Annotated in this window: 12 protein-coding genes and 1 tRNA gene; 6 read left to right on the forward strand and 7 right to left on the reverse strand. The window is 58.6% G+C overall.

What is annotated here, in order from left to right; translation table 11 throughout:
• Positions 1-174: 174 nt before the first annotated feature.
• Positions 175-1425: an LL-diaminopimelate aminotransferase gene (locus NW843_RS10670; RefSeq protein WP_414522923.1), complete on the forward strand. Its 1251-nt coding sequence runs from the start codon at positions 175-177 to the stop codon at positions 1423-1425.
• A gap of 438 nt (positions 1426-1863) precedes the next feature.
• Here NW843_RS10670 and NW843_RS10675 read toward each other — a convergent pair whose 3' ends face one another.
• Positions 1864-2688, reverse strand: coding sequence for a creatininase family protein (locus NW843_RS10675; protein WP_414409532.1), 825 nt, complete (start codon positions 2686-2688; stop codon positions 1864-1866).
• 174 nt (positions 2689-2862) lie between these two features.
• Between NW843_RS10675 and NW843_RS10680 the strand changes: the two genes are divergently transcribed.
• The gene (locus NW843_RS10680) at positions 2863-3279 is read left to right on the forward strand and encodes a hypothetical protein (RefSeq protein WP_414522924.1); all 417 of its coding nucleotides are present in this window, start codon (positions 2863-2865) and stop codon (positions 3277-3279) included.
• Here the strand turns inward: NW843_RS10680 and NW843_RS10685 are convergent.
• Positions 3276-4541, reverse strand: a complete 1266-nt coding sequence (locus NW843_RS10685) for an aspartate aminotransferase family protein (RefSeq protein ID WP_011433033.1) — start codon at positions 4539-4541, stop codon at positions 3276-3278. The genes NW843_RS10680 and NW843_RS10685 overlap by 4 nt on opposite strands.
• A gap of 122 nt (positions 4542-4663) precedes the next feature.
• Here NW843_RS10685 and cysC point away from each other — a divergent pair, with 122 nt between their 5' ends.
• Together cysC and NW843_RS10695 are read left to right on the forward strand one after the other, a co-directional pair.
• Positions 4664-5224 carry an adenylyl-sulfate kinase gene (gene cysC, locus NW843_RS10690; protein WP_414522927.1) on the forward strand — a complete coding sequence of 187 codons (561 nt, stop codon included), beginning with the start codon at positions 4664-4666 and terminating at the stop codon, positions 5222-5224.
• A 96-nt stretch (positions 5225-5320) separates the two neighbouring features.
• Complete coding sequence (locus NW843_RS10695) at positions 5321-6256, forward strand: alpha/beta fold hydrolase (protein ID WP_011433031.1); 936 nt, start codon at positions 5321-5323, stop codon at positions 6254-6256.
• Between the two features lie 9 nt (positions 6257-6265).
• On the opposite strand, the gene NW843_RS10700 is transcribed toward NW843_RS10695, so the two are convergent.
• The gene (locus NW843_RS10700) at positions 6266-6802 is read right to left on the reverse strand and encodes an HNH endonuclease (RefSeq protein WP_414522928.1); all 537 of its coding nucleotides are present in this window, start codon (positions 6800-6802) and stop codon (positions 6266-6268) included.
• Between the two features lie 223 nt (positions 6803-7025).
• On the opposite strand from NW843_RS10700, the gene NW843_RS10705 reads away from it, so the two are divergent.
• Entirely contained in the window at positions 7026-8636 is a 1611-nt protein-coding gene (locus NW843_RS10705; protein WP_414522925.1) for a nitrilase-related carbon-nitrogen hydrolase, read from the forward strand.
• Between the two features lie 66 nt (positions 8637-8702).
• Positions 8703-8775, forward strand: a tRNA-Thr gene (locus NW843_RS10710).
• A gap of 121 nt (positions 8776-8896) precedes the next feature.
• Here the strand turns inward: NW843_RS10710 and NW843_RS10715 are convergent.
• The 4 genes from NW843_RS10715 to folB all read right to left on the reverse strand — a co-directional run bounded on the left by NW843_RS10715 (position 8897) and on the right by folB (position 13951).
• Positions 8897-11197, reverse strand: a complete 2301-nt coding sequence (locus NW843_RS10715; RefSeq protein WP_414522926.1) for a DUF1796 family putative cysteine peptidase — start codon at positions 11195-11197, stop codon at positions 8897-8899.
• A 309-nt stretch (positions 11198-11506) separates the two neighbouring features.
• Positions 11507-12856 carry a sensor histidine kinase gene (locus NW843_RS10720; protein WP_414424544.1) on the reverse strand — a complete coding sequence of 450 codons (1350 nt, stop codon included), beginning with the start codon at positions 12854-12856 and terminating at the stop codon, positions 11507-11509.
• A gap of 33 nt (positions 12857-12889) precedes the next feature.
• Entirely contained in the window at positions 12890-13471 is a 582-nt protein-coding gene (locus tag NW843_RS10725; RefSeq protein ID WP_414349667.1) for a tRNA-(ms[2]io[6]A)-hydroxylase, read from the reverse strand.
• A gap of 30 nt (positions 13472-13501) precedes the next feature.
• Positions 13502-13951, reverse strand: coding sequence for a dihydroneopterin aldolase (folB, locus tag NW843_RS10730; protein WP_414413808.1), 450 nt, complete (start codon positions 13949-13951; stop codon positions 13502-13504).
• Between the last annotated feature and the right edge of the window lie 29 nt (positions 13952-13980).

A 13980-nucleotide genomic window follows, 5' to 3' on the forward strand; every position in this document is an offset into this window, starting at 1 on the left:
CCGCCTTTCTGTTCGGAAATGGACAGAATGCTATCGCTTCACCGCTGAGCAGTAATGATCAGCAGTGTTCAGCGTAAATGTATCAGTTCTGGCCTGGAACCGGCTAAGGGCTCCGTCCCGCTAGCGCGAACAGCTACACTGAAAAGCCGATGACCTCCTCTTCGGCAAACCTCCATGGCCAGGATCAACGACCACTTCCTCAAGCTCAAGACCGGCTATCTCTTTCCCGAGATCGCCCGGCGGGTGCAGGCTTTTGCCACCGCCCATCCCGAAGCTCAAATTATCAAAATGGGCATTGGCGATGTCACCGAGCCGCTGCCGGAAGCCTGTCGAACGGCCATGATCCAGGCGGTGGAGGAAATGGGGGAACGGGCCACCTTTCGCGGCTATGGGCCAGAGCAGGGCTACGAGTGGCTGCGCCAGGCCATTGCCCGGCACGACTTCCAGGCCCGCAACTGCGATATCGACGCTTCCGAGATCTTCGTCTCCGATGGCTCCAAGTGCGATTGCGGCAACATCCTGGATATCCTCGGCCACGACAACACCATCGCCATCACGGATCCTGTCTATCCGGTTTATGTGGACACCAACGTGATGGCGGGCCATACGGGGCCGGCCAACGAACGCGGCGAATACGAGGGCCTGGTCTATCTGCCCATCACTGCCGAAAATCACTTCACCGCCAGCCTGCCCAGCCAAAAGGTGGATGTGATCTACCTCTGCTTCCCCAATAACCCCACAGGCGCAGTGGCCACACGGGAGCATCTGCAAAACTGGGTGGACTATGCCCGTGCCCACGGCTCCCTGATCCTGTTCGATGCCGCCTACGAAGCCTATATCACCGAGCCCGGGATCCCCCACTCCATTTACGAGATTCCAGGGGCGCGGGAATGTGCCATCGAGTTCCGCTCCTTTTCCAAAACCGCTGGGTTTACCGGCACCCGCTGTGCCTTTACGGTGGTGCCCAAGTCTTTGCGGGGGCAAGCTGCCGATGGATCCTGGGTGGATCTGTGGAGCTTGTGGTATCGCCGTCAATCCACCAAGTTCAACGGGGTGTCCTACATTGTGCAGCGGGGGGCGGAGGCGGTCTATTCCGAAGCGGGGCAAGCGCAGGTGCAAGGTCTGGTGCAGTTTTACCTGGAAAATGCCCGCATCATTCGCCAGCAGTTGGCCGAAGTGGGGATCCAAGTCTATGGCGGCGTGAATGCCCCCTACGTCTGGGTGAAAACACCCGATGGGCTGAGCAGTTGGGAGTTTTTTGACAAGCTGCTGCACACCTGCCATGTGGTGGGTACCCCTGGCTCTGGCTTCGGCAGCGCCGGAGAGGGCTATCTGCGCCTGTCCGCTTTCAACAGCCGCGCCAACGTGGAAGAGGCAATGCGCCGCATTGGCAGCGTGTTTGCGGGGGCTGGAGCCGTTGGTTAATTGAGTCTTGACCCAGAGGGCGAGGATTCTTTCAAGCGCTCCCCGCCGCCAGAGGCGAACAGCTTGGGCCCGACAGGAAAGATGACGAACCAGTCGGCGATACCGCCGCGAACCCTTTTGCCTGCAACGCAGCAACTGGGCCAGCTTCCCCTTCGGCTTTCCGGGTACTGCCGCTTCGACTGTAGCTCCTGACCGTTAGCGATGAAGATATCCATACCCTCATGGGCAGTGGCCAGGTGAACTTTGCCCAAATCCACCCCATTTCCACCAGAACGGGTGTGTTCTGGGGCCAAGGTATCACCCTTTCCCATTGGGCAGATAGAGTTTGCAGCAGCCCAGCAAAAAGCTGCCCTGATCGCGTCAGCAGGTCGTATCTTGGTCGGCCAGTTCTGGTGAAAGCCTTTCACAAAGCAGGCCGTAGGTCTTTTGCCTGGATCCCTAGACCGGCAGCGGGGCTTTGCGCCAAGCCTTGGGCTGCTGGAACCTGTGCAGATCTCGGATCAGCCGCACCCAGCCGTCAGACATGGACTCCACCAAAACTTTGCCTTTCTCCGGCGTGGCGGCGGTGGCATCGCCCAAAACTCCGCTCTGGGTGAGGTCGCGAGTTGCCCAAGCGAAAGGGATCCGCCCTTCCATGCTGAGCAAGCTGTTTTCCGGCAGATCGTGGGGATATTCGCAGACCAATCGGTCGGTTCGCACCGTATCGGGCAAAAGGTGCATCAGCATACTGGTCTCCCCATCGCCGGCGTGAATACCCAATTCCCGCTCTTTCTCGGTAAACAGCTCTCGCCCTTCGTGGGGAACCCGCCAGACGGACACCGGGAACAGCATGAAATCTTCATACTTCTGGTGAAGATCGCGGGCGACAATCTCCAGCACCTGTGGCTGGCCGCCGTGGGAATTGAGGAATACCAGCTTGCGAAACCCAGCTCGGTAGATGCTCTCTGCCACTTCCGTCAGCACCGCCATCAGGGTTTGGGCCGAGAGGGTAATGGTGCCGGGGAAATGCCAGTGCTCGTTGGCTTTGCCGTAGCATTGGGTGGGCAAAACATAGGCCGGGATCTCAGGCTCCAGCTTCTCCATGGCGCGCCCGATGACCGCCGTGCCGATGCAGGCATCCACCACCAGGGGCAGGTGGGGCCCGTGTTGCTCAATCGAGGCAACCGGCTGGATGATCACCACGTTCTCTTTATCGGGCATGGCCTGGATCTCTGTCCAGGTCAGGTAGGGGAAAAAGCGGTGGGGCGGGACAAAAGTGTGCATCATGGCGGGATCCGTCCAAGTCTGATCAGAAAGCTACCTAGCACCATGCCACAAGATCGGGTTCACGAAATGTCCGCAAAGACGGGATCCCCGGCCAACCCGCCTGCCAAAGAAAAGTAAGGAGGCCATCGATTAGGATCAGTACAGTCCATATCGTCTTCAGTTAACGATTGCATGACCCTGTTGCCTCGTTTGCCCGCCCGATGTGGCTCTGTGGAGAATATCCCTTTCAGAAGCCGCCCTTTGCCTGCCCCGGTGGAGGTGGGCAGCACTCCACCCTCACCCCGTCCCATCCTCGCCCTGCCAGGGCCGCAAGCCACCCTCTATGTGGAGCTGATTCAGGCTTCTCTCCACAATCTTGCGGCGGGATCCCCAGCATTGCTCTGGGTGCGACCTCTCTTGCTCAGGCAGGGATCCCAAGTCTTCAACCTGCGGGCCACCTCGGATTTGCTCTGGCCTGCTGCCGGCTTTGTCCCGGCCTATGCGGAGGAGGTATTGCCCCTTCTGGAACAGGCAAGGGATCCCGCTCCCCACGAGCTCCCTGCCCGACAGCAGTTGCAGGCATTTCTGCGGCAAGTCTGGCGAGGCTAGGCTGCCCCGGAATGGCCAAGAGAGGCGGCCAACCTTTGCAAAGCCGATGCCAACATCGCTAGAGCCGCGTCAATTTCTGCCGGGGTGACGATCAGGGGGGGCACAAAGCGCACCACCTGGGATCCTGCCGGCACCAACAACAGCCCGCAGTCCATGGCTGCCTTGACCACTTCAGCCGCCGGGATGCGCACCACCAAGCCCTGAATCAGGCCCCAGCCCCGCACTTGCTCAACGAGCTGCGGAAACTGCTCCGCCAAGCGGGACAGCCCCTGACGCAGATACACCCCTGTCTGCTGGGCATTCCAAACCAAACTCTCCGACATTAGCGTGCGGCAAACCGCCAGGCCCACCGCACAAGCCAAGGGGTTGCCCCCAAAGGTGCTGGCGTGATCCCCCGGCTGAAACACGGCGCAAAAGTCTTTCGCCAACAAGGCCCCGATGGGGATCCCACCGGCCAGGCCCTTGGCCAAGGTGAACACATCCGGCTCCACCCCCAGGTTACAGTGGCCCCACAGCATGCCAGTACGGCCCATGCCCACCTGCACCTCATCCAAAATCAGCAGAATGCCCCGCTCGCTGCAGATCCGGCGCAACCATTGAAAATAGGCGGGATCCCCCGGCACAACCCCCCCTTCCCCCTGCAACGGCTCCAACAGCACGGCACACACCCGCTCGCCCCAGCGCTCCAACACCGCTGCTGTGCCCTCGATGTCGTTGTAGGGAACGTAATCAAAGCCGGGCACCAGAGGGGCAAAGTCTTTTTGGTATTTGGGCTGGCCGGTGGCGGTAATGGTGGCCAGGGTGCGGCCATGGAAGCTGGCATGGGCGGTGAGGATCATCGGATCTTGGATCCCGCGCACCGTGTGGGCATACTTGCGAGCCAGCTTAATGGCTCCCTCATTGGCTTCCGCCCCTGAGTTGCAGAAAAACACCTTGTCGGCACAGGAGTGCTGGGTCAGCCATTGAGCCAGTTGTGCCTGCGGCTGGTTGTAGTAAAGGTTGGAAACATGGTGCAACTGTTGTGCCTGCTCGGTGAGCGCCTGAATCCACAGCGGGTGGGCATGCCCCAGGGTACAGGTGGCAATGCCGGCCACAAAGTCCAGGTACTCCCGCCCCTGCTCATCCCAAACCCGACACCCCTGCCCGCGCACCAAGGTCAGGGGATAGCGCCCATAGGTGGCCATCACATGCTCGGCAAACAGCTCGGCAGTTGTCGGGGATCCCGAGGGGGCACTGGCAAGAGGCGAAGTTAGAGGAGACATGGCCGGTAAAAGATTGCTGTCGTGTTGGCGGCGCGGAGCGCTTTGGGGCTGGCGCAAGCCGTGTTTCGAGTGTACCACCCTGCTTTTGGAGATGATATTCTGGCAGGGCCAAAGATTCAGGGATCCACAGCAAACAGACAGAAGCAAACAGACAGATGTCGCGGCGGGGGGTAACGGTCTGGTTTACGGGATTGAGCGGGGCGGGCAAAACCACCCTGAGCTGCGGCGTGGCCCAGCAGTTGCGCGCTTGGGGGCTGCCGGTGGAGGTGCTCGACGGAGATGTGGTGCGGCAACATCTCACCAAGGGTCTGGGCTTCAGCAAAGTGGATCGGGAGGAGAACATTCGCCGCATCGGCTTTGTGGCGGAGATGCTGACTCGGCACGGGGTGATTGTGCTGGTGTCGGCCATTTCCCCCTATCGGGCAGCACGGCAGGAGGTACGGCAGTATATTGGCAGCTTTATCGAAGTCTTTGTGGATGCCCCCCTGGAGGTGTGCGAACGCCGGGATGTGAAGGGCCTCTATCGAAAGGCGCGGGCAGGCTTAATCCAGCACCTTACCGGTATTGACGATCCCTACGAGCCGCCGGAACAGCCGGAGGTGGTGTGCAAAACTGCCGAGCAAAGCATCTCCGAATGTATTGACCTGGTGATACAAAGCCTAAAAAGCAGAGGTTATGTCTAACAGGCCCACTGCTCTTACGTTGCCCGTAGAGGGTGGGCTTCCCCCCGGAGTAGCTGCAAAGAACCTAGAATTAAGAAAGGCTTACAAGCAACTCCTATGGCTTCGACATCGGCATCGGCCACTCCCATTTCGGCGCAGTGGATCTGGCGGGGGCAGTCAGTTCATTACGTCAAACAGGGTGAGCAGGGGCAGCCTCTGCTTCTGGTGCACGGCTTTGGAGCCTCCACCGACCACTGGCGCAAGAACATTCCCGAATTGGCTCAACACTACCAGGTGTACGCCATCGATTTGCTGGGTTTCGGTCGCTCCGCCAAGCCCAACTGGGACTACCGCGCCGAAATCTGGCGGGATCAGCTGCGGGACTTTTGCCAACAGGTAATCCGTCGGCCTGTGGTGGGGATCGGCAACTCCCTGGGCGGCTATGTGGTGCTCAGTTTTGCGGCGGAGTGGCCGGAGTGGGTGCGGGGCGTGGTGCTTTTGAATGGGGCAGGTGGGTTTTCCACCCTCAAGGGATCCCCGACTGGATGGCGGCAATGGATAGGCGGATTGGTGGGCTGGGGCCTGCGCCAGCGCCTGGTGTCTTACCTGCTGTTTCAGTATTTGCGGCAGCCGCACGTGATCCGAGCCAAGCTGAAGCAGGTTTACTACGACCCGGCAGCCGTGACCGATCAGCTGGTCGAGGCCATCCATCGCCCCACCCAGGATCCGGGGGCTGCCGATGTGTTTGTGGCCTTGATGCGAGGTGGGCAGAAGGGACGCTATGTAGATGAGCTGCTGTGCAGCTTGGTGCGCCCGCTGTTGCTGATCTGGGGAGAACGGGATCCCTGGATGCGGGCTCGGGAACGCTCTAAGCTGTACCGGGCCCACTACCCTCAAGCAGTGGAATACTTCCTGGAGGCTGGCCACTGCCCCCACGATGAGCGCCCCGAAGAGGTCAATGCCCTGATTCACCGGTGGATCGAGACCGGGATCCCGGCCACCACTTCTCCCCCCATTTCCAAAGCTGCCCCTGTATCGGAAGTCCATCCCTAGGCGGCCCGTCTAGCTTGGGCTGTCCAACGATTCCTCCTGGGGATCCCCTTCTAGGCCGATGGTGTACTTAGACCATTCTCGATGGGAACCACTGCCGACGGCTTTGGAGATTTCAAAGTAAAGAGTGCTGTGGGGACGGCGGGGTTGGCGCAGCAGGGGCATACCGGCTTCGCGGGGGGTGCGGTTCCCTTTTTTCACGTTGCAACGCACACAGGCACTGACCACATTTTCCCAAGTATCCCCGCCGCCACGAGACCGAGGGATCACGTGATCCAGGGTGAGATCTTCGCCGAAGCAGCCGCAGTACTGACAACGATGCCCATCCCGGTAGAGGACGTTGCGGCGCGTAAGTGGGATCTCCTTGTGGGGAACGTGGACATAGTGGCGCAGACGAATGACAGTGGGCAAGGGAATGTTGCCGTACACCACTCGGCCATTGTGCTCAATTTGCTCGGCCTTGCCCTTAAGCAAAAGAACGACTGCCCTGCGCCAACTGGTGATGTTGAGCGGCTCGTAGGAGGCATTCAAAACCAAAACCTTGCCCATAGTGCCGCGCACCGCTGACGGGATCCCTAACCCAAGCCGGGAGGCACCAGCCCCCTGAAGTTATGCAAAATGTTAACACAGCTTCAGATTCGGGCAGTAGGAGCCCTGTGCTCCAGGAGATATTCCCGGCTGCTGCGAGAGCGCTACTCTGGAGAGGATCCGTCGGCAGGGGCGTGTTCAATCCCCGTGGGGTTTCCCGAAGAGGCTGAATTTTATTGAGGTGATGAAGCTGGAACTGAAATCTTCAACTCAACGGCAGGATCTGCCCCAAAAGAGAAACCCAGGCGAGGGATCCCGCTGGCTGATGGGTCTAGCCATCCTGCTGCTCTGTCTGGGGTCCCCCAACCGCTGGTGGCACTGGTTTCCGGGAGCGCTGCTGGGCTTAGCCCTGCTGTTTGGCCTGTGCGAGCAACGGCAAGGGTGGGCGCGGTGGCGTTTGGCCTATGGCCTCTGGTTTTGGGTTTGCCTGTATGCCTTCTGGGTGGATCCCTTCTCGGTTAAGGTGTTGAGCGCCTGGGAGATCCTGGGGGGCGTGGTGGTGGCTCCCCTGATCCCCCTCTTTTTCACCACTGCTACGCTCCTGAGTTTGCAACTGAGTCGTCCCCTGCCGGTTTGGGCACGTCCGCTGGGCTTGGCCACGGTCTGGACGGGCTTGGATGGGCTGTTGGGCTTGCTCTGGTGGCCCATCCCTTTCCACTGGGGATCCCTGTTGTTCGACTGGCCCCTCGGGATCCAAGTAGCCGATGTTACGGGGATCTGGGGGGTTACCTTCTATGCCGTGTTCGTCAATGGGGTTCTTTGGCAGATGGCCAGGCAGATTTCTAGCCGGTGGCAGGCGGCTGGGGGATCCCTGAGAAACGTTTTGGGTGAGATGCTCAGGAACAGGGATTTCTGGGGTACGCTCGCCTGCGGCCTGGGGTTGACGGGGCTGGTCTTGGCCTATGGAAGCGCACGCCTGGCCGACTTCGATGCCTTGGCCGTCGAAAACAGGGATCCTGACTTTCGGGTGGCGGCGGTGCAGCAGGTGGCTTGGCTGGAAGCCGATCGCAGTTGGAACTACCGCCTGGAGCGCTACCGGGAGCTGCATCAGCTTTCTGCCCAGGGGGTGGCTGCTGGGGCACAGTTGGTGATTTGGCCGGAGGGGGCGCTGCGGGCACGGCTGCTGAATACCGGCCTAGAGCCTTACGTGATCGAGCCAATGCAAGCGATTCTGCCGCCGGAAGGCGCTTTGATTACGGGGGCAACAGAGTCGGATCCCCGCACAGCCCATTTGCCGGAGCCAGAGCAGCGATTTTTTAACACGGCCCTATTGCTTGACGCCCGGGGCAACTTACTGGATTGGTTTGGCAAGCAGTGGATCTTTCCCTATTTCGAGTCGGGGCGCTACGTGCCTTCACCCGATGGCTATCGGCCTCTGGACGGAGGGGAGCTTTTCGGGCCTTTGGGGGTGATGATCTGCTTGGAGAGCGTCTTGCCTGCGCCCAGCCGAACTTTAACCCGTCGCGGCGCCGAGTCTTTGATCGTGATTTCGGATGATAGCTGGTTTGGTAATAGCCACTGGCCGATGTTGCATGGCCAGCTCTCGGTTTTCCGGGCTGTGGAAAATCGGCGGGGCGTGGTGTTTGTCAATAACACAGGCGGCAATCTGGTGGTGGATCCCTCAGGTCGGCTCCAGCAGGTTGGCCCCATCTTTCAGCGGGGGGTGATTACGGGAGAAGTGAAGCGGCGTTCTGAGACAACTTTCTACAATCGCGCGGGGGATTGGCTGGCGTGGCTGACGTTGGGGCTATCTTTGGGGCTATGGCGCTGGGGATCCCGAGCAAGGCAAGGATGAGTTAGAATCGATAGGCCCACCGGTGGGTCTGCGGATTCTCCTATCCAGTCCTCACTTCAAAGCCCTGCTGATGTAGCTCAGTTGGTAGAGCAGCTCACTCGTAATGAGCAGGTCGTCGGTTCGAGTCCGATCATCAGCTTTCTGGAGTTGAACACCTCAGAGTCCCTTTGGGAGAAGAGTTGGGGGTGGTCGCGGAAGCGGCGCGGAGCGTTTGGGCAGCAGCGATCATTCTTTCGAATTGCAGTGAAACCTTGGAACGGCTACAGTTGTGGAGGGCACCAGAAAAGATTTCGGGTAGAGACCCCCAAAGAATGGAGAATATCTCTCATTACCCCTGTGCAGTACTTCCAATGCTCAGGATCTGCACACATGCGGTCGGGATTTAACTCCATCTCATAATGGATAACATTGGGGATCCCGGCAAACTCATCAGAAGACTGAGGAGAAACAATCAGCAACAGAAAAGGTTTGCCCCTGCGCTTAGCCGCCAGCTTATCCATTAAGTCAACAACGGCCTCTCGCCGGCAACCCCCTGTGCGCACAAACAAGACTTTATCGGCTTTTTCCAAAACATACATAAAACGCTTGGCGCGAGCAGTGTAGCGAGTTCGCATTCGCTCATGGATGGGATCCATATTCTGAAGTGGATCTTCCCCCTCTTCCACTTCATGGCCAAAGGAGAGGCCCGTCCACTTGCTGTGGTAAATTCGCCGATCTTCAGGACTGTAGTGCAAATATTGCGGATCCCACATGCCCTGAAACTCGTTGTGGATCATATCGGCCACATCGGCCAAATTGCTGGTGCGTGTCAAATCAAAAGGAAAGGCAGGCCCGTCATATTCCAACTTGTAGAGCAGCATTCGCACCGCGCAGCGATCCCCTAACGGCACAATGGCAACACGATGAATATCCGATAATTTGCAGGTGTATTCCAGCAGCATGACCGATTCGGGAGCAGCCTTTACCCGGCTTTCGAGGCCGCCTTCCCCGATCATCAAGGTGCGGAAGAGAGCTTCCCGGTGGCTCGGATCTTCGTAAACACCCATCGGCATGGCTTTGAGAGCGGCCCGAACTTCCTTCCACATGGGGTGGATGTTGTACTCGTGACTGCTCTGGTTGATCACGCACAGGCGAGGCATGGGATTAGAAGAGCCTTCTGAGGATCCACTGAGCTTGAGAAGGATCAACGATCCATCCTCGAAGATCGTTTCTACTGATTCCGAGGAAAAGAACTGAGCTATTGGGGAGAAGACCAGATCGGCATCTGCAGGAACGGAGAGGGTGGTTTGCACCGAACCATCTTCTTGTACGGAAAGGGAATATAAGGTAGCATCCCCTAGCCTTTCATCGCTTTTGCCAATATACAGACCCGGCTGTAGACCTGCTTTTTGGAAAGCGGCTTGCAAAGGTTGCCAAGTGGGCGTGATGGTGTAAGGGTAGGGAGTTATATTCACGATGCGAAATTGGTTTTTGCCTGTTTCTGCAGTCACCCAAAAACCATGCTCATCTGCAAAAACGACCCGTTCTCCAACGGGTTGAGCAAGCTTTCTACGAGCTGAACTAACTTGGCTGGGATCCAGAAGAGAGAGATCGATGGCCTCAAACATGACCTGATGACCCTTGGAATTGGGGTGAGCTGGGTCAAAAGCAAGGTCTGGTTTCCAGCGGCCCTGTCCATCTTCCAAATGAGGCAGCCAATTGAACACAGGGCATCCCCAGCTGAGCATTCTTTGCTGAGTTTCTTGCAAAAGAAGATGCTGTTCTGGGCCGTAGTTTGCATGGGGATAAACCCCTCCCAGAACTGGCAAGGCTCCAATGTCTTGAATTCGCTGAATTAGCCGCTGCAGGCCGTTTTCAAACCGCCTCTGCAGGGCGCGGCGATGCTGGGGCAAGGCCGATACCAAGCCTTCATTTCCCAAGGACAGGGCAACAATAACGACATCAGGACGTTCAGGGATCACCGCCTGCTCAAACCGCAACAGAGTTCGGCTGACATTGGCCCCCAATTGGGAGAGATTTCGCACTTGATGGCCATAGCGCTCTTGTAGAGCTTTCTGCAACAGCCAAGCCCAACCTCGCAACAGCCAAGCGCTGCACCCCAGGGCAACGGAGCTGCCCAAAATGACGACTTTTAGCCCTTGCGGATTTTCCGGTTCGACCTCAGGAATGGGATCGGCAAAATAGCCGTAAGGATAGGCAGGGATCTGGCCAAACTCCCCATCCTCGACAATCAAAACTGCCGGTAAAGGTTCTGGTTCAAGGGGCACCCAGCGATTGACAGCGGTGGATTCCCAAATCACTTGCCCACCGGCTTGCACGCGCAGATACCGGTACTCTACTCGAGGGATTTCTTTTGAACACCCGCTATAGGGCAACAACGGGCCGGGCGCGCCATCTGCCGGGCTCAACGGCAACTCTACCCACCACAGCGGATAGCGAGTCGGATCCGTTTGCAGCCAAATGCAATGGCAGGGATCCCAGGAGCCCAATTTTGCGCTGGATCCCACCAAGGCAATTCTCTCGCCCGGCTGGGTGATGGCACGAACCTGGAAGCGATACATAACGTTTTCCTGGCACAGGATTCAATGGGAAATTGTGGGGCTGCGCGGGCGGACTGCACTCACTCATCACCCAATCAACAGCTCAGCAGCCGGCTGAGAAGGGCAAGAGCCTGGGAGCTGATCCCATCTCTGCTGTTTTATCCGGGAAAAAGAGAAGTTCTTAAATCTGGAAAGGAAAGATCTCTAGTACCCAAAAATCCAGTTCAACTGGGCCAATACGGTTCTTAATACAGTTCTGAATAAAGACTCAGTCAATCTTGGCTTAAAGCTAGCATATTGACCGAGGGCTGTCTGTTTTCCAGAGCACTTTTAGACTCTCTCTGGGGTACAGATTTCCAACTGCCGCTGGGGCAAAATAACTTCAAAGCTGGATCCCTGGCCCAGCTCGCTCTCCACCTGCACCTGACCTTGATGCTGTTGGGCAATGCTTTTGACGATCGCCAGCCCCAAACCTGACCCCGAGAGGCGACCGGGATCCCCGCTGCGAGCCGGATCTGCTCGATAAAAGCGATCGAACACATGGGGCAGAGCCTGAGGCGGGATCCCTGGCCCGGTATCTTGTACCCGTACCACCAGCTCTGGGGATCCAGAGCGCAGCCGCTGCTCCAGCCTCACCTGCACCTCTCCTTGGGGGGGAGTGTGGAGAAGGGCATTTTCGATCAAGTTGGTAAACAGGCGGGCCAATTGATCTTCATCTCCCCAAAAGCCAAAGGGATCCACTTGGGCGGGAGAAGGTTCCGTCCCGCTCTCAGGGGCAGCAATCTCCAGCTGCAAGCGGATCTGTTTTTGGTTGGCCAGGCCCTGCAGCTCCTCCACCACCTGCAGCAGCAGAGCATCCAGCGCACAGCAACGGGGTTGGAAAGGCACCATACCGCTGTCGTGGCGGGCCAGAAACAGCAGGTCATCCACCAGACGACCCAGCCGTAAACACAACCGCTCCACCATCTGCCAGCGCTGCCGGGTGTCGGCATCCAATTGGGAATCTGCCAAAGCCACCTGTACCGCGGTTTGGATGCTGGCCAAGGGGCTGCGCAGCTCGTGAGAGGCGTCGGCGGTAAATTGCTTGAGCTGCTGATAAGACTGCCGGATGGGTTGCATGGCCAAACCGGAGAGCATCCAGCCGATGGCTCCCACACCCGTCAAACCGGCCACCACCCACAGGGAAAGATCCCGGATCAACTGTCGCGTTGGCTTGCTCACCTCAAACCAGGGATGGCTGACCCGCAGATAGCCCAGCAGCTTCCCACCGGCCACAATCGGCTCGGTGAACTGGCGCAGCCAATACCCAGGGGCGATACGGGCAGTGTGCAGGGATCCCTCGGTCAACAGGGGGGCAGGGATCCCGCCGGGCACCGTGGACCAGATGAGCGTTCCCTGAGGGCCGAACCACTCCAAGTCGATGTGATCGTCCTCTAGGGTGCTGGGATCATCCCGAAAGCTGGCCTCCAAGCTGCGGCGGGCTTGCTGCGGATCCAAGAGGCTCTCATCCACTACCAAAGACCGCTCGACAATTTCCACCACATGGCCAAGGGTATCGTCCACCCGCTCGATCAGGGTTGACTGCACGTACCAATAGAAGCTGCCGGCAAACAACAGCAGCAACACTGCCGTAACCGTTGTATACCAGAAGGCCAACCACTGCCGCGTCGCTTGGAACATGGGAGCTGCACCGCGGGGGGAAACGGAGTGGGGCTAGCTGTGAACACGGGGTTCGGGGTGAAGGGAAGACAAGATCTCGGCCTCCACCTGGAGTAGAGTATCGAGCCGCTCCTGCACCTGATCGGCGGGAAACTGCTCCAACGCCAAATCCAAGTAAAGCTGCCAATGGCGCTCCTCCGCAGCCGCCAGCCAGAGATAAAACTGCCGCAGCTCTGGGTCGGGCGCGTGGATCCCGAGCAGGCCCAAGCGTTCGTGGCTGCGGGCCTCAATGATGGCTGCCACCAGCAGGGTATCCAACAGATGCTCCGGCTCGGAGCGGCGCAGGTGTTGGTTCAGACGACCGGCATAGGGCGCAGCCGACAAGGGCTTGATGGGGATCCCCAGCCGTTGCAGGTGGCGATGCACCCGCTCAAAATGCTGCAGCTCCTCCCGCGCCAGTGGCGAGAGGGTTTCCACCAAACGCCCGTTAGCCGGGTAGCGAAACAGCAAGCTGAGGGCGTTGCCCGCTGCTTTTTTCTCACAATTGGCGTGGTCTAGCAAGACCAGATCGATGTGCCGGGTAGCCTGTTCGATCCAGTCCTCAGAGGTACGAGAAGCAAGTTCTAGAGCAAGCACAAGGTCGGTAGGAAAGGGTTAAGAGAAGTTCTAGGGACGAACGATCTCCACAGTAACCCGCCCCGTCAGCTCCGGGATCGGGGGATGACACTTGGTCAATCGGATCTTAGCTTTGCTGGCCCCTGTCTCCCGCAGCACCATTTCGGCAATCGCCTCCGCCAAGCTCTCGATCAGCACAAACTGATTGCTTTTCACCAGTTCCGCAATCCCGGCCACTGCAGAACGGTAGTCGAGGCTATCACACAGTTGGCCGCTGAGAGCAGCCGGGCGCAGATCCGCCCACAACTCGAAATCCACCTCAAACCATTGCCCCGAAGCCCGTTCCGCCTCATCAAGGCCGGTATAACCGTAGTAGCGCAGGCCGGAGACGATCAGCCGATCCCGCAACTGCTCGGGGGGTCGCCGAGGGATCCGATCGGGATCTGGATAGGGCTGCTGACTGTTGCTGCTAACACTGGTGGGGATCTGTAGCTGATACATTTACGCTGAACACTGCTGAACATCACTGT

Source organism: Synechococcus sp. R5-12 (assembly GCF_047502655.1).
In the GTDB taxonomy this organism is placed as follows: Bacteria; Cyanobacteriota; Cyanobacteriia; order Thermostichales; family Thermostichaceae; genus Thermostichus.

Bases quoted from the DNA above. Each gene is read 5' to 3' on its own strand.
- NW843_RS10670 (WP_414522923.1), top strand. From the start codon at position 175: ATGGCCAGGATCAACGACCACTTCCTCAAGCTCAAGACCGGCTATCTC.
- NW843_RS10675 (WP_414409532.1), bottom strand. From the start codon at position 2,688: ATGCACACTTTTGTCCCGCCCCACCGCTTTTTCCCCTACCTGACCTGG.
- NW843_RS10680 (WP_414522924.1), top strand. From the start codon at position 2,863: ATGACCCTGTTGCCTCGTTTGCCCGCCCGATGTGGCTCTGTGGAGAAT.
- NW843_RS10685 (WP_011433033.1), bottom strand. From the start codon at position 4,541: ATGTCTCCTCTAACTTCGCCTCTTGCCAGTGCCCCCTCGGGATCCCCG.
- NW843_RS10695 (WP_011433031.1), top strand. From the start codon at position 5,321: ATGGCTTCGACATCGGCATCGGCCACTCCCATTTCGGCGCAGTGGATC.
- NW843_RS10700 (WP_414522928.1), bottom strand. From the start codon at position 6,802: ATGGGCAAGGTTTTGGTTTTGAATGCCTCCTACGAGCCGCTCAACATC.
- NW843_RS10705 (WP_414522925.1), top strand. From the start codon at position 7,026: ATGAAGCTGGAACTGAAATCTTCAACTCAACGGCAGGATCTGCCCCAA.
- NW843_RS10715 (WP_414522926.1), bottom strand. From the start codon at position 11,197: ATGTATCGCTTCCAGGTTCGTGCCATCACCCAGCCGGGCGAGAGAATT.
- NW843_RS10720 (WP_414424544.1), bottom strand. From the start codon at position 12,856: ATGTTCCAAGCGACGCGGCAGTGGTTGGCCTTCTGGTATACAACGGTT.
- folB (WP_414413808.1), bottom strand. From the start codon at position 13,951: ATGTATCAGCTACAGATCCCCACCAGTGTTAGCAGCAACAGTCAGCAG.